This window comes from Paraneptunicella aestuarii (assembly GCF_019900845.1).
Taxonomy (GTDB): Bacteria; Pseudomonadota; Gammaproteobacteria; order Enterobacterales; family Alteromonadaceae; genus Paraneptunicella; species Paraneptunicella aestuarii.
In genome coordinates this window covers 1,309,029-1,331,315 of record NZ_CP074570.1, presented here as the reverse complement: position 1 = coordinate 1,331,315, position 22,287 = coordinate 1,309,029, and the positions used below count along the sequence as shown (strand labels likewise).

General features: G+C 43.7%; 24 protein-coding genes. 16 read left to right on the top strand and 8 right to left on the bottom strand.

Features of this window, described 5'->3' with window-relative positions; genetic code table 11:
- The first annotated feature begins 459 nt into the window (after window positions 1–459).
- The 10 genes from KIH87_RS05635 to KIH87_RS05590 all read left to right on the top strand — a co-directional run bounded on the left by KIH87_RS05635 (window position 460) and on the right by KIH87_RS05590 (window position 7,575).
- Window positions 460–1,104: a methylamine utilization protein gene (locus tag KIH87_RS05635; protein WP_232360561.1), complete on the top strand. Its 645-nt coding sequence runs from the start codon at window positions 460–462 to the stop codon at window positions 1,102–1,104.
- Window positions 1,097–3,454 carry an EAL domain-containing protein gene (locus tag KIH87_RS05630; RefSeq protein WP_232360560.1) on the top strand — a complete coding sequence of 786 codons (2,358 nt, stop codon included), beginning with the start codon at window positions 1,097–1,099 and terminating at the stop codon, window positions 3,452–3,454. The genes KIH87_RS05635 and KIH87_RS05630 overlap by 8 nt, the downstream gene beginning before the upstream one ends.
- A gap of 81 nt (window positions 3,455–3,535) precedes the next feature.
- Window positions 3,536–4,450: a hypothetical protein gene (locus tag KIH87_RS05625; protein ID WP_232360559.1), complete on the top strand. Its 915-nt coding sequence runs from the start codon at window positions 3,536–3,538 to the stop codon at window positions 4,448–4,450.
- A gap of 308 nt (window positions 4,451–4,758) precedes the next feature.
- Window positions 4,759–5,013: a type II toxin-antitoxin system HicA family toxin gene (locus KIH87_RS05620; protein WP_232360558.1), complete on the top strand. Its 255-nt coding sequence runs from the start codon at window positions 4,759–4,761 to the stop codon at window positions 5,011–5,013.
- 8 nt (window positions 5,014–5,021) lie between these two features.
- The gene (locus KIH87_RS05615; protein ID WP_232360557.1) at window positions 5,022–5,351 is read left to right on the top strand and encodes a type II toxin-antitoxin system HicB family antitoxin; all 330 of its coding nucleotides are present in this window, start codon (window positions 5,022–5,024) and stop codon (window positions 5,349–5,351) included.
- 71 nt (window positions 5,352–5,422) lie between these two features.
- Window positions 5,423–5,629 carry a hypothetical protein gene (locus tag KIH87_RS05610; protein ID WP_232360556.1) on the top strand — a complete coding sequence of 69 codons (207 nt, stop codon included), beginning with the start codon at window positions 5,423–5,425 and terminating at the stop codon, window positions 5,627–5,629.
- 57 nt (window positions 5,630–5,686) lie between these two features.
- Window positions 5,687–6,166, top strand: a complete 480-nt coding sequence (locus KIH87_RS05605; protein WP_232360555.1) for a putative 4-hydroxy-4-methyl-2-oxoglutarate aldolase — start codon at window positions 5,687–5,689, stop codon at window positions 6,164–6,166.
- A 342-nt stretch (window positions 6,167–6,508) separates the two neighbouring features.
- Window positions 6,509–6,811, top strand: coding sequence for a hypothetical protein (locus KIH87_RS05600; protein WP_232360554.1), 303 nt, complete (start codon window positions 6,509–6,511; stop codon window positions 6,809–6,811).
- A 40-nt stretch (window positions 6,812–6,851) separates the two neighbouring features.
- The gene (locus KIH87_RS05595; RefSeq protein ID WP_232360553.1) at window positions 6,852–7,367 is read left to right on the top strand and encodes a hypothetical protein; all 516 of its coding nucleotides are present in this window, start codon (window positions 6,852–6,854) and stop codon (window positions 7,365–7,367) included.
- Between the two features lie 13 nt (window positions 7,368–7,380).
- On the top strand, window positions 7,381–7,575 hold the full coding sequence (locus KIH87_RS05590) for a hypothetical protein (protein ID WP_232360552.1): 195 nt from the start codon (window positions 7,381–7,383) through the stop codon (window positions 7,573–7,575).
- 6 nt (window positions 7,576–7,581) lie between these two features.
- Here KIH87_RS05590 and KIH87_RS05585 read toward each other — a convergent pair whose 3' ends face one another.
- From KIH87_RS05585 to KIH87_RS05570, 4 genes are all read right to left on the bottom strand, one after another.
- Window positions 7,582–8,208: a helix-turn-helix domain-containing protein gene (locus KIH87_RS05585; protein ID WP_232360551.1), complete on the bottom strand. Its 627-nt coding sequence runs from the start codon at window positions 8,206–8,208 to the stop codon at window positions 7,582–7,584.
- Window positions 8,205–8,660 carry a helix-turn-helix domain-containing protein gene (locus KIH87_RS05580; RefSeq protein WP_232360550.1) on the bottom strand — a complete coding sequence of 152 codons (456 nt, stop codon included), beginning with the start codon at window positions 8,658–8,660 and terminating at the stop codon, window positions 8,205–8,207. Before KIH87_RS05580 ends, KIH87_RS05585 begins: the two co-directional genes overlap by 4 nt.
- Before the next feature lie 246 nt (window positions 8,661–8,906).
- Window positions 8,907–9,653, bottom strand: a complete 747-nt coding sequence (locus KIH87_RS05575) for a DUF481 domain-containing protein (protein WP_232360549.1) — start codon at window positions 9,651–9,653, stop codon at window positions 8,907–8,909.
- 122 nt (window positions 9,654–9,775) lie between these two features.
- A complete protein-coding gene (locus KIH87_RS05570) occupies window positions 9,776–10,363 on the bottom strand; it encodes an NAD(P)H-dependent oxidoreductase (protein WP_232360548.1) in 588 nt (195 codons plus the stop codon).
- 137 nt (window positions 10,364–10,500) lie between these two features.
- Between KIH87_RS05570 and KIH87_RS05565 the strand changes: the two genes are divergently transcribed.
- Window positions 10,501–11,412, top strand: coding sequence for a LysR family transcriptional regulator (locus tag KIH87_RS05565; RefSeq protein ID WP_232360547.1), 912 nt, complete (start codon window positions 10,501–10,503; stop codon window positions 11,410–11,412).
- A 64-nt stretch (window positions 11,413–11,476) separates the two neighbouring features.
- Here the strand turns inward: KIH87_RS05565 and KIH87_RS05560 are convergent, their stop codons facing one another.
- The 4 genes from KIH87_RS05560 to tkt all read right to left on the bottom strand — a co-directional run bounded on the left by KIH87_RS05560 (window position 11,477) and on the right by tkt (window position 16,810).
- Complete coding sequence (locus tag KIH87_RS05560) at window positions 11,477–12,373, bottom strand: fructose bisphosphate aldolase (protein ID WP_232360546.1); 897 nt, start codon at window positions 12,371–12,373, stop codon at window positions 11,477–11,479.
- Window positions 12,374–12,484: 111 nt separating this feature from the next.
- Window positions 12,485–13,663 carry a phosphoglycerate kinase gene (locus tag KIH87_RS05555; RefSeq protein WP_232360545.1) on the bottom strand — a complete coding sequence of 393 codons (1,179 nt, stop codon included), beginning with the start codon at window positions 13,661–13,663 and terminating at the stop codon, window positions 12,485–12,487.
- Between the two features lie 84 nt (window positions 13,664–13,747).
- On the bottom strand, window positions 13,748–14,752 hold the full coding sequence (gene epd / locus KIH87_RS05550; protein ID WP_232360544.1) for an erythrose-4-phosphate dehydrogenase: 1,005 nt from the start codon (window positions 14,750–14,752) through the stop codon (window positions 13,748–13,750).
- Between the two features lie 60 nt (window positions 14,753–14,812).
- The gene (gene tkt, locus KIH87_RS05545) at window positions 14,813–16,810 is read right to left on the bottom strand and encodes a transketolase (RefSeq protein WP_232360543.1); all 1,998 of its coding nucleotides are present in this window, start codon (window positions 16,808–16,810) and stop codon (window positions 14,813–14,815) included.
- 474 nt (window positions 16,811–17,284) lie between these two features.
- Between tkt and metK the strand changes: the two genes are divergently transcribed.
- From metK to KIH87_RS05520, 5 genes are all read left to right on the top strand, one after another.
- Complete coding sequence (gene metK, locus KIH87_RS05540) at window positions 17,285–18,433, top strand: methionine adenosyltransferase (protein ID WP_232360542.1); 1,149 nt, start codon at window positions 17,285–17,287, stop codon at window positions 18,431–18,433.
- Window positions 18,434–18,708: 275 nt separating this feature from the next.
- Entirely contained in the window at window positions 18,709–19,809 is a 1,101-nt protein-coding gene (locus KIH87_RS05535) for a glycosyltransferase family 4 protein (protein ID WP_232360541.1), read from the top strand.
- Between the two features lie 93 nt (window positions 19,810–19,902).
- Complete coding sequence (locus KIH87_RS05530; protein WP_232360540.1) at window positions 19,903–20,442, top strand: NUDIX hydrolase; 540 nt, start codon at window positions 19,903–19,905, stop codon at window positions 20,440–20,442.
- Between the two features lie 347 nt (window positions 20,443–20,789).
- Window positions 20,790–21,590, top strand: coding sequence for a DUF1338 domain-containing protein (locus KIH87_RS05525; RefSeq protein WP_232360539.1), 801 nt, complete (start codon window positions 20,790–20,792; stop codon window positions 21,588–21,590).
- Window positions 21,591–21,866: 276 nt separating this feature from the next.
- A complete protein-coding gene (locus KIH87_RS05520; protein WP_232360538.1) occupies window positions 21,867–22,271 on the top strand; it encodes a hypothetical protein in 405 nt (134 codons plus the stop codon).
- Window positions 22,272–22,287: the final 16 nt, after the last annotated feature.

Genomic DNA, 22,287 nt, shown 5'->3' with positions numbered 1-22,287 from the left:
AATCACTATTTATACATGGAAGCGGGCTCCAGCCTCACTCGATATATAAGTAACCTGAATTCGGGATAAGAAACATCCTTTAACGTTGCACCTGTGACAATTCCTATTTCGATTACACTGCCGTTATTTCTTTTAGTTCCTTGTATGACACGTCCTTTGGACGCGCCAGTTACTTTTCCCAAATTAATAAATAGTCTGCTGAACAAGAAAAGTAACCAAAAGAAATCAGCCCGAACGGTTAACTGACCCCTCATGACCCTACTAAACACGTAAAAATAGATTTATTCACACCCCAGTGAAACTTTTTTCACTGCAATTCGTACTACTTAATGAAGAAATCGGATCTGTTGACTGTACCGCTGCTAACTTTCGCGTTTCGAGATGGATAACTGTACTATACTGATTCTTTAGCAAAATCAGACACCTTTTGCATAATCAACTCTTCTGGAAGCACTGACAATGTTGAAAATATCTCTGGTATTAACCGCTTTAATGAGCAGTTTCTTATGCCATGCGGGCTCGTTAACGGTCATGCTTTCAAGCAAGGAAGGCAAGCCTTTAGCCAATGCGGTAGTCTACCTGGAAAGCAGTAGCTCAGCGTCCTCTTACAGTGGTAAAGACGTCGCCATTATGGATCAGGTGAACCGTCAATTTTCCCCTTACATTCTGCCAGTGCAAAAAGGCCAGTCGGTAGCCTTTCCCAATTCAGATTCCATTAAACACCATGTCTATTCCTTCTCTCCTGCAAAGGTATTTGAATTGCAGCTATACAAAGGCGTAACCGCGAAATCGGTAATATTTGATAAAAGCGGGATTGTGGAATTAGGCTGCAATGTTCATGACTGGATGTTGGGTTATATCTTTGTTGCAGATAATCCTTATTTTGCTCAAACAGACAAGAAAGGTAATGCAACCATTGAAGCGCCAGACGGCGAATACAAGCTTAAAGTATGGCACTCGCGTGTAGCAGAGCAAGACAAAGAAAAAGCCATGACCGTCAAGTTAGCGGGCAAGCAATCTGCCAACATACAGTTATCAGAAGCATTAGCCGAAGACACGGCTTACTATGAAGAAGAACAAGACGAGTTTTCAGCTTATGAATAAGAAAGGTCTACTTAATTCACTCAAAGTCAGGATGCTGCTCAACTTCCTGTTGATGTTGGGCGTTATCGTCATTGTTACCCTGTATACGGTTCAATCTGCCACCTACAAACACTCCACCGGGCAGTTGCAAGATCATGCCCGAACTTCAACGAACGTTGTCAAAGACAAGATCACCAACCGGGGCAACGCACTGCAAGAAGCGTTGAATACCGTCAGTAAGGACTTCAGCTTTAAGCAACTCATTGTCACTGGCGAGAGCGACCCCATGAGCTTGCTGGTGGCCTTGCAGAATTACCAACGCCGCAATGATGCCGATATCGCTTGGGTACTTGATGCACAAGGCTCTGTATTGACCACATCAAACACAAAAGATATTGCTGCTCAGAAGCTTGAGCCTCGCAATCTTTCCCCCAATACCACCCAAATTATAAAAATTGCCGGGGAATTTTACTTATTGAAAGCAGCTCCGGTTAAATTTGTCGAATCGTCACGTAATATCAACGCCTGGTTAATCATGGGTATTGACGCACGTAAACTCATTACACCCGAATTAGTCGAGCTAACAGATATGGAAATCACGCTACTGGTACTGGGTGCGAATCACCAGATCATTGGCAGCACCTTTTCTTCTGAATTAAGAGAACAACTCACCGCACAACAGATTGCTCTTGAATCAGGCTTAAACCAGTTTCAAGGCGATATGACACAATATATCTATTCGGTTTCCGAGTTTGGTTCATGGAACGAGACCCCCACCTACCTTTTACTGGCAACCAAAGAAGAAAAAGCCTATTTATCCTATAACAGTCTGCTGGTGCAGCTCATTGGTATTCTGGCAATCGCAGCCGTTATGGCATTACTGGCAGCGATGATTTTATCTAATGGCATCACTTCCCCTATCACCAAGCTGGTCGCGGTTGCCAACAAAATTCGCCAAGGTGAATACGTGTCGCAGTTTCCTTCATGTAGCACCAATGAAGTCTCAACGCTGTCGGCTGCAATCAGCGAGATGCAGGAAGGTATTAAATCGCGCGAAGAAGAAATTCAGAAACTGGCTTATTTTGACTCACTCACAGAGTTGCCCAACCGAAACCAGTTTTTGCAGCATTTAGGCAAGCAGATAGAGGCCAATCCTGACTCAGAACTCGCCGTCTTGATGATGGATCTGGATCGCTTCAAAGATATCAACGACACGGTGGGTCATGATATTGGTGACAAACTCCTGCAAGATATTGCCAAACGCTTACGTGACGCAGCTTATCAAGGCGTTTTTATCGCCCACATGGGTGGCGATGAATTCGGTATCGTTATTGATCACACCAATGGACAAAACCCCAAAACCATTGCAGAAAACTTTTCCGCCTTATTTCAACGTCCTTTCTTAGTTAGCCAGCTTACACTGGATGTCGACGTGAGTATGGGTATTGCCTGCTACCCGAAAGATGGCAAAACCGCCCATGAGTTAATGCAATGTGTCGATATTGCGCTCTACACATGCAAAGGTCAGCATTTCCCTTATGCTATCTATCAACCCAGCTTGAACAAACACTCCGTGCAACGCCTGAGTTTAATGTCGGAACTGCGCGGAGCGGTTGCTGAGGGACAATTAAAGCTTTATTACCAGCCCAAACTAGCCATTGCAGAAGGCAGAATATCAACCGTGGAATGTCTGGTTAGATGGATCCATCCCACACACGGCTTCATACCACCTGACGAATTTATTCCGTTAGCAGAACAAACTGGCGCGATTCGAGACGTCACTCATTGGGTATTGAAGGAAGCTTTTAAACAGCAGCAAGAATGGGCAGAAGCCGGGCATCAAATTGGCATCGCCATCAACATATCGGCGGTAGATTTGGTCGATATGACGCTTCCAGCGTATGTCGCTGAATTGATGTCGGAGCACAATACAGATAGCGATGCGCTCACGCTGGAAGTCACTGAAAGCGCCGTTATGTCTGAGCCCGAAAGCGCCTTAAAAGCCTTAAACACGCTACAACGCATGGGTATTGCTCTATCCATCGATGACTTCGGTACGGGTTATTCATCAATGGCTCAATTGAAGAAGATGCCGGTCAAAGAGTTAAAGATAGATAAAGCCTTTGTATTGGAACTGGCTTCCAATGAAGATGATCGCATCATGGTTCGCACGCTCATTTCACTGGCTCAAAACCTTGGCCTAAACACCGTTGCCGAAGGTGTGGAAGATGAAGAATCCTTAAACTTGTTAGCTGAAATGGGTTGTACCAAGGCACAAGGTTTTTATTTAAGCCGCCCACTGCCCGCGCCAGATTTCAGAGCCTGGCTGGAAGAGTATCAGACAAAACATAAGGCACACGCAGAAGCCTAAAGATACGTTTAAATCGGTTTGTCATATTTAGAATAAAAATAAACATCGACAGCTAATTTAACCCTCGGCTATGCTGAGCAAATGAAAATAACTCGTTTGCTTTTAATAGCCCCACTCCTATTCGCTCAGCTCGGCTGGGCGAGTGGCTTTCATTCCAAACTAGAGTTGGAAAGCCGCTTTGACGCAAGGCACGAAAAAGATCCTCGTTATCAATATAAAGTACGCTGGCAGCCGCAATATCAATTTGATACTTCAGCATGGAGCCTGCATGGTTTTGTCAGTACAGGGGAGGAATTCGCGTCCAGCTACAACACCATTAATGCTCAGCACACCCAGCATATTTACTTAAGGCGCTTTTTCGCCCGGTACGAAAGCCAATATGGCAAAAGTGAGTTTGGCGTTATTCCTACCTACAAGGGCAAAGTCGCCTCGACGGGATTATCCAAAGATGGCTGGATAACCGGAGCCAGACAAGTTTACTCACCCACCAAAGACATCAAACTCGAATTTGTTGTAGGGGAACTTGCTCATCTCGACTCCCCCACCATCAGAAGCCCACAGAATCTGGATTATGTTGAACTGGAAGTATCGGTAGATTTCTCAGAACAATGGAGCTACGAGCTTGGCATAGACCACATGCTGGATGACAATTTCGTTCGAGGTGAAATACGTTATCACCCTGAAAACAGCGAAACAGAATACGCGATAGAATTGCTCAACAACCTTGATACGCAGCATTCAAAGCTGGTGCTCAGCAACTCTCGAAATCTATTAATTAATAACCATGAAATAGAGCTATTTGCCTACTACAGCTATGTAAATGAAGCCTTTGGCGCACGAGCAGAACTCACCGAAGACTTCGTGGATTTCGGACACGCGTTCACCGTGGAACTGGAAAGCGAACTCATCGCTGAATGGTCACTAAGCTGGTTTTCCAAACTGAAATTTCATCAGGGACAATCGCGTTTTCAGTTAGGATTGAAGTTAACCATTTAAAAATGGCAGCTTGATAAGTTCTCTTTTTTCTGTACTTTTACTCATAGCACTTTTGGCAATCTGCCAGTCAATACATTGCGACTGAGCCGTAGCCAAAGGCTTTTATATTTTTAGGACTCTCTTTTTCAAGGAATGAATATGACGCAAAAATCACAATCCCCATCGACCGCGACTTTTATTTGTGCCGCCATCACATCCCCAAAACAAAAGGCTAATGACGTGTACGTCCATTGCCTAATGCATCTGAATCCCCCCATTGACTCTTAAATTGACGGTACTATTTTATAGTACTAATATGGATGGCATGAATGAAAAGGAAATATCAAAAAACCCTCGAGCTCATTTTTAATCGACCTGTGAGTGGAAATGTGAAATGGAAAGACATTGAACAACTGTTCGTTGAGTTGGGCGCAGAATTAACGGAAGGGGAAGGATCTCGTATTGGTGTCAGATTATTCGGAGAACGCCGAGTGTTTCATCGTCCGCATCCCTCGCCGGATACAGATAAAGGTGCGGTAAGTAGCATTAAGCGCTGGTTGGAATCAAACGGAGTAACGCCATGATAAATGTTATGAAAATTGATGGTTATGATGCCGTCATTCAATATGATCCTGAAATTGATATGTTCAGAGGAGAATTCATTAATTTAAATGGTGGCGCAGACTTTTACGCATCAGATATTAGTGGCCTTCATAAAGAAGGTAAGTTGTCTCTGGATATGTTTCTCAAGATGTGCCTAGAAGACGGAGTTTCTCCTCAAAAACAATATTCAGGAAAATTTAACGTCCGCATAAGCCCGGAACTACACGAAAGTTTGGTTTTGAAAGCAGCAGCCTCGGGAAAGAGTATTAATCAACTTGTTGTTGATTCAATATCAAATACCATCGCCAATGGACAGTAAAAGATAAATTCCACAACAAACATTAAGAGATTCCGGCCTTCGCCAGAATGACGAGGTTTCAGGAAGCAATAATGTATTCTTTCCTACGTCGTCATGCTGATGAATATCAGCATCTCAAACGCCGATTCCGCCTACGTCGTCATGCTGACGAATATCAGCATCTCAAACGCCAATTCCGCCTACGCCGTCATGCTGACGAAGGTCAGTATATCCTATCCCTCCGAAGCAACAGCAATACACAAGCATCTGAAATGTTCAACATTCACCAGAAGCCATAGGAAGGAATGCCAGAGATCCGTTATGCTTTGGATAAACTCAGCCAAGGAGCAATGCTAATGTCATTTTCAACCCCGGATCTATGTGACGACCACCCAGATGCCGTTCGAGTTCTAGAGATAGACCTAAACAACTACGGCAGCCGCAAAACCTTCTGCGGTGAAATTGTCACCATCAAGTGTTTTGAAGACAATTCATTAGTTAAAGATCAAGCCAATCAACCCGGCAAAGGCAAAGTGATGGTTGTCGATGGCGGAGGCTCTGCTCGTCGTGCTCTGTTGGGCGATATGATTGCCGAAAAGGCTGTAGAAAATGGCTGGGAAGGGATCATCATTTACGGACGTATTCGTGATGTAGATATCATCAATACGCTGGATTTAGGCGTTCAAGCCCTCGGCACAGTGCCAGTAAAAACCGAAAAACGCGGCATCGGCGACCTAAACGTACCTTTGCATTTCGGTGGAATTGACTTGATCCCGGGCGAATACGTATATGCAGACAACAACGGTGTTGTGGTATCAAGCCAGAAGCTGTTGTAGCAATTTATCGGACACTCCTTAAACCGATGATATCCCAAGCAACGCATTAAACCCCAAGTAAAAGCCGGATATGGTTTATATAAGTGTTTAATACAAACCCGGAATGCCAGCATAAACGCGCTTCGGGTTCTGTTAGCAACAGTTGGTTCAAATCAAAGAGAAAAGACTGGATGGCGTATCAAGTACGCCATGACAGCAAAAGCAGCGCCCACGCGCTTTTGACATATCTTTCGCTTGTATAGCCTCCCCTTCTGAATACCAGTAATATCTTTTTATCCTTTATTGATAAATGCGTCACACAAAGGAAAACGTAATTAGAATTACCATTTAGGAGTTGAAGATATGAATAGAACGGTTATTATACTTACCATTATTTTGACCTTTGGTTTTACCTCGTCGAGTGTATGGGCTAATTCTGGCAGTCAAGGCTTTACCATCGCTAAAAGCGGTGGCGGTGTTTTCCCACCTGAAAAAGCGACATATACGGTTAATAAAAGCGGTGACGGTGCTTTCCCGCCTGATAAAACGGCATATACGGTTAGTAGAGGCGGTGGCGGTGCTTTCCCACCAGATCCTCAAACGACCATTAACCAAACCGAAGATAAGCTTTGCTTGCTTGGATACTGCTTTTCCAGCAACAATTAAGTAATTAGAGAGGTAAAATCTTTAAAATGGAAACTTGGAAGTGTCTCTAGAAACGGTTTTTGCCATTGATGATTTTTTACCTTTTTTATATATCATTATTTGCCTGGTGAGTGTGGCGCATTTTCAAATGACCACCTCACTTTCATTGCTAACCACGGTTATTTGTATAGCAGAATTTGCAAACAATGCGGTTCGTTCACCCGTATGGGACAGCCTTCCTTATCTCGACCCCGATATTGCCAGAATTGTTTGGACAGGATTATGGGTGTCCATAAATTTTATAACCGTATGGGTAGTCTATAGAATTCATGTGTGGAGAAACATTGCTATATCCACAGAGGCGTATGCATTTAATTGGCTTCTTATCACTCAAAATATTCTAATTACTCTTAGATACCTTAGCGCAATTACCGTTAAATCAGAGTATTACGCTATTTTTTATCAGTACATTATCCCTATATCCAATGTTGGCCTGGGTATTTATCTTATTTTCGCTCTTATCAGGAATCTTTATGATATTCGTATTCAAGCTCGTGTTCGTCGCCTACCTCTTTAGCGTGATTATTTTAATGATCCAAATGGTGAGTAAAAAGTTCTCGCCGGGTTTTGTGCCGCAGTCGGTGTATGAGCGTGCTGTGGTGTGGTATCTGGAAATTCAGGAAATGCCGGAGGAACAACGCATTATTGAAATGAATCGCTGGAGCAAGTTTATCGCCGACCTGCCCCGCAAAAAACAACGCTTGCGCATTCTCAGTAAGGGTTAAACGCTGCTATTTCTTTGTGGGAAAAGAGACAACTTTCGATTGCTGCTCTGACTCTGATTCCGTTGCATTATTGGTTTCATTATTTGTCGCGTTATTTGTTGAATTGTCCGCTGTAATATCAGGCCGGTGTTTTTTCAGTTCATGCAACAGGCTTTCATAAAAACTCTTACCTAGCCACGCAAAATGCGCAGCCGTGAACACTTCTAACAGTTCTAACTTACCTTCACTTACCATGTTGCTGATTTCTTTGCGCATATAACTAATGGCACCCAACTGGCTTACCAGAATATGGCCATTACACTGAAGCAACACGCCGTGGTAGTTCTTCTCGTCGACTAATGACGCTTCAAAGCGAGCACACTCACCGGTGATCATCCATCCCATACTCACCCCGGTGTGTTTTGCCACCTTGAAAATGGCGTCGAAGGGCAATTCTTCCTGGGTTTTCCACTGTTGCATTTCGTCAACGCTCATATCCAACCATTTAGCTAGTGCTTGCTCGGAATCGGAGCCGAGAGCAAACAGCAAGCGAAGAATAATGTCGTCAATGTCATATCCTTGCACTTTGTGTATTTGCTCGGGTGTCACTTTTTGCAACGTGCTTTTTAATATTCCCAACAAACTTTGCTTCATTCACTTTTTTCCTTTTTGGAAGTGGGCAATACAAGTGTGTCGTTAAGTTCGCGATATAAGGATTTCGCCAGCATTTGCAGGTTTTCGGGGGTGGAATGGTCGGTAGGGCGAAGCAGATCCATGCGCATTCCAAGAATAAGTTCGTTGTAGAATGCTTCTGCAAACATGACTTCAGGTACGCAAATCGCCTTGTTTTTTTGTGCCTGTTGCGAGCCTTCTGACACAGGTCCAAAACCAGACTTTTCCCCATGAATTAACCACTCGATAGGGTTGCCAGTACGCATATAAATTTTATAGCAGGCTTTTAACGGCGGCTGTTTGGCATTGCGCCAGCTTTGCACGGTACTCGCCGTCACATCCAGATATCGAGCTAATTGAAAATCATTGCTTACATTACAAGCTTTATACATACGCTCAAATGTGGCGTGAATATCAAAGTCTTCTTTGGTCATTGAACAACAACAAGGTTAATTATTATGGCGATAAAGACTAACGATTTATGGTTATTTTGTACACCAAAAATTATTAATTTTGGTAAAAATTACCAATTCCAGTAATAACATTAACGCCAAAATGGTAAATGCATATTGAGATTAAACGTAAAGGAATGAGATGAAAGGAAAAGAAAAGGAAGGAAAGAAAGAATCCTGAGCATCAGAAGCAATCTGATGCTCAGCTAACAAGATGATTATTTTGGCTTAGAAGAAAGTATAAACTAAGGTCGCAGCGGTCTCTGTGTCCAAATTCTCAATACCATCATCCACTTGAGTGTTGTGATTAAGGATGACAGAGAACTTCAATGACATTGAACCGTTTACTTTGGCAGAAACGGAGGTTTCTGACTTGGATTTGGTGTTATCGCTACCAATTTCCGTGCTCAGAAACTGCTTGAAGGTCGCATTGTCAGACACCTTCCACTTGTAGTTAACCGCTCCACGGACGATGAACCCGCTGGCATCTTCACCTTCCATGGTTTCAGCAAACGAATAACCCGGACCCAAGCTGTAAGAGAAAGTGGATTCGTTATCATCCCACACCTTGCTGTTCCAACCGCCTGCGACAGTAGCCTGATAGTCAAAGCTGCTAAACCTGTCATCTTCGTATGAAGCAAACGCAAACAAACGATTGTTAGGATCATTCAACTTGTAGTTGCCCTGACCAGAAACGAAAAACTTCTGAGCCGTTGTTTGGGTTTCAGTGTTGTCGCTGTCATCAGTCACTTCGTCTTGCTTATACAAAGCTTCCAGCGTGTACTCATTGCTCCACATTTCCAATTCATGTTGGGAGCTCAATCGACCTTTAAATGAGGAGGTTTCTGTATTACCCGTGGTAAATATAAGCCCCACCTCACCATCAAGCGTAAATGGTTTTTGTTCTGCTTGCTCTTCTGCCAATACGCCAAAAGAAGTTAAAACTGCTAATAATATTATTGATTTATTGCGCATGATGCCTCCCCTTAAATTCAGCGGGCAATTCTATAGCAAGCGTACGCAAATGTTGAGCTTAACAGCGTGTTTTTCTGTAAATCATCGCTCAGGTTTTAAGAGACATCACAAAATATCAAAGGTTACTGCGCCGCACCTTGTGCCTGCATCTGAATGCCTGCATGAGCAATCGCTTCTATTAAGCGCCCGGCATGTTCATTGGCTCTTTGTTCCACCTCTTCTCTGGTGTTGTACACATTCGGGATGTAAATCATTCGATGAGTGTAAATCGGCTTTTCAAACACCATGCCAGCCAGATACGCAGTTTGCTGCAACGGCAACACCAGTTGCTCAATAGTGAAATGGTTATAGCCCAGAGGATCATAAGCTTCCTGAGGCCCACCAATGGTAAAAGACAGGATAAAGCGTTTGCCTTTTAGTTTGTCGCCCGCGCTACCGTAAGCAAAGCCGTAGGAGAAAACCTGATCAATCCAGGTCTTTAATAAGCCAGGAACAGAGTACCAATAGAATGGATATTGCAATACCACCACATCAGCGTCTAACAGTGCCGCTTGCTCTTGCTCAATATCAATACGGGCATCGGGATAAAGTTGGTCAAGGTAACGTATTGTCACCCCTTCCATCTGCGTCTTGACGCGATTTAAAATCAACTGGTTGGCAACGGAATTCTGCAAATTGGGATGACCCGAGATAATTAAGGTGTTAGTCATTGGTACGCTCTCATTCACTGGCATTTACTCGATGTCAGCAGAATAACGGCAACCAATAAAAAGCATAAGATGACTAGTTTCTTTTAATTTGTTAGCTTTTACCTAACAATAAAAATTAACACCAGCCAAACGCGAACATGCTGAACAAAAGCACAACCCACAATCAACTCATGCTGTTTCATTGCATCGTTCAGGAAGGCAGTATTCGAGGCGCAGCTCGCAAGTTGTCTTTGGCTGCACCTTCGGTGAGCCAATCATTGAAATTACTGGAACAGAATCTTGGCTTGTCGCTGTTCACTCGAACAACTCGGCATCTGGAATTAACCCAAGCCGGGCAACAGCTATACGACAAAACCCTACCCGCCATTAAAACCCTGGAATCGGCATTGGATGAGGTCACTTCCTTGGGTAATGCCCCGTCAGGAAAAGTCAAAATCACCTTGCCTCGTTTTGTTTATCAGCTTTTTTTCCGCCATATATTTGCTGAGTTTTGTCAGCTCTATCCCCAAATAGAGCTGGAAATCTCGATTTCAGATGCAACAGTAAACATCATCAAAGACGGCATTGATGTGGGGATACGGTTTGGTGATCGCATTGAGCCGACAATGGTCGCAAAGCGCTTAACACCGAATATGAGTGATGCGCTCTTTGCCTCTGCGGGCTACATAGAACAACATGGTATGCCCAACAGTATCGAAGCCTTGCAGCACCATAAGCTTATTCACTACCGCTTTATTGCCTCGAACATGCTGGCGCAGCTCAATTTACAAGAACAAGGGCAACCAGTGGCAGTCAACATGCCAACAGCACTTATCGTTAACGATACCGATCTTATGGTCGAAGCGGCGAAACAGGGTGTGGGTATTGGACGGTTGGTTCAACCTGTCGTGGCAAGCGCATTTGAACAAGGCACTTTACTACCGGTTTTGCCGGAACACTGGATAGAGCAACCGGGGTTGTTTTTATATTTCGCTCAGCATAGTCAAAAAGCAAAACGAGTACGGGTGTTAATTGATTTTATTGAGCAGCGTAAAGTGCTGCATTGGTAGTAAAGCAGCACTGGCTCAAACAGTTATGAGCCAGTGTTATAAGTTTGGCGCTAATAGCGAAGAATTAGCTCAAAGAAGCCTGATAAATGCTTTCAATAGTGCTGTCCAACATGCTGTCGAACTCGTCATCAGACTGTTGTGCTGACAAGCCTTCTGTTAATGCACGAGAGAAACTTGCGATCATGCCATTGTTTTCATTCACGCGACGGTTCGCTTCTTCACGGCTGTAACCACCAGACAACGCAACCACTCTCAATACATTAGGGTGCTTAACACAGGCTTCATAGAAGTTGGCATCTTCTGGCAACGTCAGCTTAAGCATGACTTTTTCGTCGCCCAAAGCAGACAAATGCTTCAACAACAAGTCGCGCAAAATCACTTCTGATTCCGCTTTATCAACAGAGTTAATGTCTACTTCTGGCTCGATGATAGGCACTAAGCCCTTCGCCAAAATCTGCTTACCAATTTCAAACTGTTGTTCAACCACTTTAGCAATAGCATCTGCATTAGCTTGCTTGATAACAGAGCGCATTTTAGTGCCAAATACGCCTTGAGCGACCGCTTTGTCTAACAACGCATCTAACTCAGGCATCGGCTTCATCATTTGAACGCCGTTTTCTTCGTCAGCCAAGCCTTTGTCAACTTTCAGGAAAGGAACCACTTGCTTCTCTTCCCACAAATATCTGGAACTGGGTTTGCCAGCGATGTCACGATCCAGTGTATTTTCAAACAAAATAGCACCCAAAATGCGGTCGCCACCAAAAGCAGGGCTGGTTACGATACGAGTACGCATTTTATGTACGGTGGCATACATTTCTTCTTCACCGTTGTATTCGTTCTCATCAACACCGTACATTTTCAGTGCTTTTGGGGTACTACCACCACTTTGATCCAACGCAGCAATGAAACCTTGCCCATTCTGCAACTTTGCTAGCATATCTTTATTGGCTGGTGCGGCCATTGGCAACACTCCTATTTTGATGACGTCACAACCTTGTTGCTATGACGTAAAGTTTTAAAAATAAAATCGTTTTGTCGCGTGTTATTAATCGTGCTTTAAGTGCTGCAAAACTTACGCTTCACCGCGCGCACTTAGCATGGCAACCGCAGGTAGTTCTTTACCTTCCAGGAATTCCAGGAAAGCGCCACCACCGGTAGAAATGTAGGATATTTTATCGGCTACATTGTACTTGTCTACGGCGGCTAATGTGTCGCCACCACCGGCGATGGAAAAAGCATTACTGTTAGCAATGGCTTCTGCCAAGGCTTTAGTGCCATCACCAAACTGGTCAAACTCGAATACCCCAACAGGGCCATTCCACACAATAGTACCGGCTGACTTAATCATGTCGGCCAATTGCGCAGCGGTTTGAGGACCGATATCAAAAATCATGTCGTCGTCAGCAACCTCATCAACCGCTTTCAATTCTGCCGTCGCTGATTCTGAAAACGCTTTGCCTGTAACCACATCCACTGGCACCGGAATTTCAGTACCATTGGATTTTGCGGCATCCAGCAAACGACGCGCTTCCGGCAACAAATCTTCTTCATACAAAGATTTACCAACGGAATGTCCTTCTGCGGCAATAAAGGTATTCGCAATACCGCCACCCACTATCAGTTGGTTTACTTTTTGAGATAGGCTGTCCAGTACAGTCAACTTGGTGGAAACCTTGGAACCACCAACAATTGCCAGTAGAGGTCTGGCAGGTTCTTGCAAGGCTTTACCCAAGGCTTCTAATTCCGCCGCTAACAAGGGGCCAGCACAAGCAACTGGTGCAAATTTACCTGCACCATGAGTAGAAGCTTGAGCACGATGCGCTGTGCCAAAGGCGTCCATCACGTAAACATCACAAAGGGCTGCATATTGTTTCGACAAGGCTTCGTCGTCTTTCTTCTCGCCCTTGTTAAAACGAACATTTTCCAACACCACTAATTCACCGGGCTGAACCTCAACACCACCCAGGTAGTCTTTAACCAATCTGACCGGGCAATCTAACATGCCAGACAAGTGGTCAACGACGGGTTGCATGGAAAATTCATCGGCGTATTCGCCTTCGGTTGGACGCCCTAAATGTGACATCACCATCACTTTTGCGCCTGCGTCCAATGCCAATTTCATGGTCGGCAAAGACGCACGAATACGTGCATCGGACGTTACCTTGCCATCTTTCACCGGCACGTTTAGATCTTCGCGGATCAGCACTCGTTTGCCGGATAAATCCAAATCAGTCATTTTGATTATTGGCATATCAACCCCAAAAAATAATTGTGAAAAATTCTGTTAACCTGCCGCCGCATGTATTCTCATAGGCTATTTATTGACTCATCGGCTCTATTGCCCCATCGCAAGCGTAGTATCGATCATGCGATTGGCAAAGCCCCATTCGTTGTCACACCACACAAGGGTTTTCACCAAATGACCATGGCTTACACGAGTTTGTGTACCATCGACAATGCAGGAATGAGGATCATGGTTAAAATCGCACGACACCAAAGGTTCTTCAGTGTAGTCCAAAATCCCCTGTAAATCGCCAACACGCGCTTCTTGCAAGGCTTTGTTCACCTGAGCCACGGTCACATCCTGATGCAACGACACACTTAAATCCATTGCCGTCACGTTGATAGTCGGTACACGCACCGCAATCGCTTCAAAGCGCCCTGCGAACTTGGGCAAAATGCGCTGAATACCGACGGCAAGCTTGGTATCAACCGGAATTATCGACTGGCTCGCGGCACGAGTTCGACGCAAATCAGGATGATAAGCGTCAATGACTTGCTGATCGTGCATGGATGAATGAATGGTAGTAATCGTACCGCTACGCACACCAAACGCATCGTCCAACACCTGAATAATGGGAACAATGCAGTTAGTAGTACAAGAGCCGTTAGACACGATTCGATGTTCAGGCAGCAGCTCTTTATCATTGATGCCATAAATAACAGTGGCATCCATATCTTGCTGACAAGGCTGTGAAAACAGTACCTTTTTTGCTCCGCTTTGAATATGACGCTCGCCATCTTCCCGGCTGGAATAAACACCGGTACATTCCAACACCACATCCACTTCCATTTCCGCCCAAGGCAAATCGTCGATAGAACGATGATGGGTCAGCCGAATGTTGTCATTCCCAACTTTCAGGGTTTGCCCATCCAAAGACACAGGAAACATAAAGCGCCCGTGGCTGGTGTCGTATTTTAAAAGGTGTTCAATACCTTCTGGAGCGGCGAGCTCATTAATGGCTACTACTTTGATTTGCTCGTGTCGGCCTGACTCATACAACGCACGCACAACACTGCGCCCAATACGCCCAAAGCCATTAATAGCAACTTTGATCATTGCTTTGCAATCCGCAAAATAACAAGGCAGGCTCAGTACCTGCCTTTAATATATGAAAGGTTATGCTAACAAATCTGCTGCCAGCGTTAGCACAGTCTCTTTGGTAATACCGAAATGCTTGAACAAATCGCCCGCAGGAGCAGACTCACCAAAGCTGTCCATACCCACAATAGCGCCATCCAAGCCAACATACTTGAACCAGAAATCGCGAATACCCGCTTCAATAGCGATACGCTTGGTAACAGAAGGGGGTAATACGGAATCTTTGTAGGCTTTGTCTTGCAGCTCAAATACATCGGTGCTTGGCATAGAAACAACACGCACTTTCTTACCTTGAGCCGTCAAATCGTTGTATGCGCCAACCGCAATCTCAACTTCAGAGCCAGTTGCAATCAAAATCAAGTCCGGCTGACCATCACAATCTTTCAGCACGTAACCACCTTTGGCGATATTAGCCACTTGCTCGGCGTTACGGTCTTGCTGTGCCAGATTCTGACGACTGAAAATTAATGTGCTTGGGCCGTCGCTACGCTCAATGGCATATTTCCACGCCACCGCAGATTCAACCTGATCACAAGGACGCCAGTTATCCAGGTTTGGTGTCATACGCAATGCCGCAATTTGTTCTACCGGCTGGTGAGTTGGGCCATCTTCACCCAATCCAATGGAATCGTGTGTGTAAACAAACAAGGCTGGCAATTTCATCAGCGCAGCCATGCGAACAGCATTACGCGCATATTCCATAAACATCAGGAAGGTCGCGCCGTAAGGCTTGAAGCCACCGTGCAAGGCAATACCATTCATAATCGCCGACATACCAAATTCACGCACACCGTAGAAAATATAGTTACCGTTGGCGTCTTCTTTAGTTAAGCCTTTAGAGCCCGACCAGATGGTCAGGTTAGAACCGGCCAAATCGGCAGAGCCGCCCATTAATTCAGGCAATATCGGGCCAAACGCTTCCAAACTGTTCTGGCTGGCTTTACGGCTGGCAATATTGGCAGGGTTAGCTTGCAAATCAGCGATATAGGCGTTGGATTTTTCACTCCAATCGGCTGGCAACTTGCCACTTAGGCGACGTTGTAACTCTTTCGCCAACTCAGGATGCGCCTGACGGTAAGAAGCAAATTGTTGGTTCCAGTCCAACTCCACTTCATCACCTTTCACTTTGGCATCCCAAACTGAATAGATATCTTCTGGAATTTCAAATGGAGGATAATTCCAGCCTAATTGTTTTCTGGCTAAGGCCACTTCATCATCACCTAAAGGCGCGCCGTGACAATCTTCTTTGCCTTGCTTGTTCGGTGAGCCGTAACCAATGATGGTTTTACAACAAATTAATGTAGGACGGTCGCTGTCGGCACGCGCTTCTTCAATCGCGGCTTTAATTTGATCAGGGTTATGACCATCAACACCCGTAATAACCTGCCAGCCATAAGCACGGAAACGTGCAGGTGTGTCATCGGTAAACCAGCCTTCCACTTCACCGTCGATAGAAATACCGTTGTCGTCCCAGAAGGCAATCAGCTTGCCCAAGCCCAACGTACCCGCCAAGGAACAGGTTTCATGAGAAATCCCTTCCATCAAACAGCCATCACCCATGAACACATAAGTGTAGTGATCGATGATTTCATGTCCCGGACGGTTAAATTGTGCAGCCAGTGCTTTTTCCGCGATCGCCATACCCACAGCGTTACTGATACCCTGCCCTAATGGCCCGGTGGTAGTCTCAACACCCGGTGCATAGCCATATTCTGGATGACCCGGAGTTTTAGAATGCAATTGACGGAAGTTTTCCAGCTCAGAAATAGGTAAATCGTAGCCAGTTAAATGCAGTAAAGAATAAATCAACATGGAACCATGACCATTGGAAAGCACGAAGCGGTCACGGTTAGCCCAATCAGGGTTGCTTGGACTATGTCTTAAAAAGTCTCCCCATAGCACCTGAGCGATATCAGCCATACCCATAGGGGCACCTGGATGGCCTGATTTTGCCTTCTGAACAGCATCCATACTTAGTGCACGAATGGCATTGGCTAATTCTTTACGTGTTGGCATGGGGTCTCCTGGATATGATTGGGACAATTAAAACAGCTAAATTTAAATACCACCCCTTCACGTAGCACTCACTGGTTACAACGAATGAAAAATAAGGGTGAACTTCTCAGACGAGCTTTCAGTCTGGTTAGAGTGACCAAATACATTGACCAACTCAGTTAACCAAATAAGCGGGGCTCATTGACGGCCTAATTTTACTCAGACTCGTTATATCTGCAATGCTTATACGGAATTAATAATACTTATATTGAATCTGGTCAGATGATTCTTTCCTTGACGTCCATATTTTTTACCTCTCAAAGCTATATATCATAAGGTTCCTGCCGATATAGACGCGATCAAACTGTACTTAAAACCATACAAAAATTTGCATATAGACTTTTAGACGTCTAGAAGCATATACTGGCATTTCTTTGAAACTCAGTTATGATGCATAAGTTTTTTGGCAATCAGTAACCAGATAGGAACTAGATTATGGCTCAACAGCTTTTCACTTCAGAATCAGTATCTGAAGGTCATCCTGATAAAATTGCGGATCAAATTTCTGACGCGGTATTGGATGCAATTCTTGAACAAGATCCAAAAGCGCGTGTTGCGTGCGAAACTTATGTCAAAACCGGCATGGTCATGGTTGGCGGCGAAGTCACCACCACAGCTTGGGTAGACATTGAAGAATTAGCACGTAAAACTGTTCGTGAAATTGGCTATACCCACTCAGACATGGGTTTCGACGCTGATTCTTGCGCAGTATTAAACACTATCGGTAAACAATCTCCTGACATCAATCAGGGTGTTGACCGTTCTCGTCCAGAAGAGCAAGGCGCAGGCGACCAAGGTTTGATGTTCGGATATGCGAGCAACGAAACCGACGTACTTATGCCAGCTCCAATTACTTATTCTCACCGTTTGGTTAAGCGCCAGGCAGAAGTGCGTAAAGACAAAACCTTACCTTGGTTACGTCCAGACGCAAAAAGCCAGGTTACTTTCGTTTATCAAGACGGTAAGCCAGTAGGTATCGACGCAGTTGTATTGTCTACTCAGCACGAAGAATCAGTAAGCCTGAAAGACCTGCAAGAAGCAGTAATGGAAGAAATCATCAAGCCAGTATTGCCAGCAGACATGCTTTCAGCCAGCACTAAATACTTCATCAACCCAACTGGCCGTTTCGTAATCGGTGGCCCAATGGGTGACTGTGGTTTGACTGGTCGTAAAATCATCGTAGACACCTACGGCGGTATGGCTCGTCACGGTGGTGGTGCTTTCTCTGGTAAAGATCCATCTAAAGTTGACCGCTCAGCCGCTTACGCTGGCCGTTATGTAGCGAAAAATATCGTAGCTGCTGGCTTGGCAGACCGCTGTGAAATTCAGGTTTCTTACGCTATCGGCGTTGCCGAACCTACTTCTATCAGCGTTGAAACTTTCGGCACCAGCAAATTGAGCAACGAAGCCTTGACTGACCTGGTTCGTGAGCACTTTGATCTTCGCCCTTACGGCTTGATCAAAATGTTGGATTTGGAACGCCCCATTTACCAACCTACTGCTGCTTATGGTCACTTCGGTCGCGAAGAATTCCCTTGGGAAAGAACCGACAAAGCTGACGCATTGGCTTCAGCGGCTAACTAAGATTAGCAACCGCTTAAAGCATAATATGAAGATAAAGCGCCCGGCAATGCCGGGCGTTTTTGTATCTGTTGCAGGGAATGGCTTTCTGGCTACACTAAATCACTCAGATGAATATTAGCAGCCATTGCTCCTTACTCCTCTTATCGCAATAAAGCTCTACTTGTCTTGCTAGCTGACCAATTCCCTATTTTATCCTGATTTAAAAATCTGCTGATAAAATTAGTAACTATAGTGTCCATAACCCCGTCTGATAACCACAAGAAGGAATCCAGCTTTTGAATAAAACCATCAACATTATTGCTGGCGCTTCAACAGATAGCCAGGGTAATGCCGCACACTTGATTCAACACTATATAAACTCTGCACTTTGTGAAAAAAACAATATTCTGTTTATTACCACACATTCCTCCGACAGCAGCCTACCTGGAACAATATTTCGATTTAATTCAGGGTTAACGCAATTACTCTGGCTAGGTATAAGATATCAACTTGGCTGGCTTCATCTTCATCTGGATTTGAATTTCAGTTTTATGCGCACAAAGCTGATTGTCACTCTTGCGAAGCAATTAGGAGCGCAAATAATATTGCATCTGCACAACGATGCATTTGCCGACTTTTATGATGCACAATCACCGAAGAAACAAAGAAAAATAAGCCGGCTTTTTAATCAGGCGGACAAGATAATCGCAGCTTCGAGACAAATAGCTCGCAGGATTGAAGTAATTACAGGCAAGCAAGACAATATACAAGTTCTGTTCAACTCTGTACCACATTTCAACACCCCAAAGCCGACTCCACCGGTAAAACCTCAAAGCATCTTATTCCTTAACCCTATTACAGAGTACAAAACAGAATACACAGCTGTTTTTGATCTTTTGGTCGCTTTCGCTCAATTGCTACCCGAACATCCACAAGCAACTCTGAAAATTGGTGAAATGACTAAAAACGAAGAAACTGAAAAACTAAAAGTACAAATCAATAAATTAGGTGTTGAAAAAAGCATCACTTTACTTGGGAAACTCACTGAAGAACAAAAAAATTACGAATTGGCACAAGCGGATATTTTCTGCCTTCCTGTATATAAGGAGAGCTCCTCAACCAACCTGCTCAAAGCAATGTCGGCAGGTAAAGCCATTATTACAACTCCAGTTGGATATATTCCAGAAATCATTTTCCCTGATAAAAATGGTCTTTTATTTACATCTGGAGATATTGCTTCACTTCATAAATGCCTGTCTAATTTAATAACTGACGATAAAAACAAACAAGCACTCTGTAAAGCAGCACAACGAGACTTTGCAGAAAAGCTCAGTGAATCAGTGATGTTTAAGCAGTTGCAGACAATATACGATTCATTAGGAAAACATCGCGAATAACCATAAATCTGATTCACAATAGACAAGTTCAGGCATATTTAATCCATGCCTGGTTCAAGCCCATATACCGCAAGAATACTACCGGAGGGTTCCATGTCTGAAATAAAGCAATTAAGCAGCAGCGTTGTATATCAGAACAAATGGATGACCGTTCACGAAGATCAGATCCAGCGAGAAAGCGGAACCAAAGGGATATACGGCATAGTAGACAAGCCGGATTTCGCGATTATCATTCCAATCATTGAAGACAGCCTGATATTAGTCGATCAGTATCGTTACCCTTTGCAAAGAAGAAGTCTGGAATTCCCACAAGGAGCCAGCGAAGACAACCCCGATATATCTCCTGAAGCCCTCGCCACAATGGAATTGAAAGAAGAAACCGGACTGATTGCAGGATCAATGCAACACATCAGCAAACAAGCCCTGGCCGTAGGCTTTTGCACTCAGTATTACAATATCTTTGTAGCGACAGATCTAAAAGCAGAAGAAGCTGCGCCGGAAGCCGAAGAAGAAGGATTAACGGTACTGAAAGTCAAAATTACCGATTTTGAACAAATGATATTAAGAGGCGATATTGTTGATGCTACTACGTGCAATGCTTTTGGGCTGGCTAAATTAAGAGGGCTAATCTGAATAACCTGAATTCGGGATAAATAATCCCAACATCCAGAAGATTATTAATTCTTCGCTCCGAAATCTTTCATTTTTCGGGCGCCTTTTTTCTGGCATTTTTTCCTCGCATTTTTCGTCTAACTTTTAATTAAAAACTTAATGATAAAATCACCAATTAATTACAAGCAAAAAACATATTTAACATTTTAAAAACATAAAGATAATTAATTAACCTGAATAAAATCATTTCATTTAATTTCGCTGTTAATTTAATCAAGGTTGTATATAATGCGCGCCGCCACGAATAGAGGCCGATATTAATCGCATTTATTCATTGTCTAATTTATGTGGAATAGATAAGCAGCTGTATGCATAACAACCTCGACACCCTATTTAATCATCTTTGGGATAATTATATTCAAGTAACACCTTCAGCGAATAAAGTGCATAAATTGCTGGGCGAAGGAAATACCTTAATTAACGATCACGTAGCTTTTCGTACTTTTAATATTGAAAAAGTAAACCTGGAAAAATTGGCAGCGCATTTCCTGGCATTAGGTTATGAAGAAAAAGGCCAATACGATTTCGAACAAAAGAAATTAAAAGCGAAACATTACGAGCACCCGGATACAACCAAACCGAAAGTGTTCATTAGCGAATTGTTGGTTGAAGCGTTTTCCGAATCAGTTCAAGAAATTATCCACAACATGGTCGCTCAAGTACCAGAAGGCGCAACAGAACAGGATAACTTCTTGTATTCAGGCGCATTGTGGAGTGTAACCACTGAAGAATACGAAACGCTATTAGCCGAGTCTGAATATGCCGCCTGGATGTCTGCATGGGGCTATCGCGCTAACCACTTCACCGTAAGCGTTAATTATTTAGATCATTACGCTGAATTAAGTCAGGTCAATGCAGCATTAAAAGTAGCGGGTTTCACTTTAAATACTTCAGGTGGAGAAATTAAAGGCGGACAAGATGTATTTCTGGCTCAATCATCAACGATGGCAGACAAAGTAGAAGTGCAATTTAAAGACGCCAAGAAAGAAATTCCAAGCTGTTTTTATGAGTTTGCCCAACGTTATACTTTACCAAACGGCGAGCTATATACAGGATTTGTTGCGGCATCTGCAGATAAAATTTTTGAAAGCACAAACGTTGCAGCCTAAAACGTAACAGCTTAATTTAAAACGCTCGATTCCCTTCACATTCAATATAATTGTTGAGTGTCTTATATCCCGGCTTTTAGTCGGGATTTTTTTATTAAATCCCCATGCATTATTTTTAATTACCCAGAATAAAAACAAGAAACATTTGAACAGATTCATTCATTAATTATAAAAGCTTTATAACCATAAGATAACTAACAATATTTTAAGATTTCTCGCCTTAGAAATTTAAATGCTATACTTATCAAACCTTCTAATTCATATGTAGTTGAGCAGATGTACCAGCCTCGCAGACAACCTGAATTTACCGCAGAACCTCATGGAATGGTTCAATTAAAATGGCAAGATGAATTAATTATCATCTCCACCCAAGGGCCATTTAATGTTGAAGGTATAAAGCTGGCCGGATTATCAATACGAGAGTCAGTAGCGAAACAAGCATTAAATTCCTGGATACGTCTGGATATTACCGATGACAATGCTCTCGGTGATCCTGAGGTCATTTCACTGATTGGACGCAATTATCAATGGGGGTTTGAGAACGGTTGCCGGGCAATGGCTCTGGTTTACTGTAACTCGCTGCAAAAAGTCCTCTGTGAAGAGTTCCTGTCCCAGTCGCCACTTAACATTAAATTGTTTTTCTGTGTTCAAGAAGCCGAAGAATGGTTAAGAACTCAATAAGAGTAAGTCCATCAAC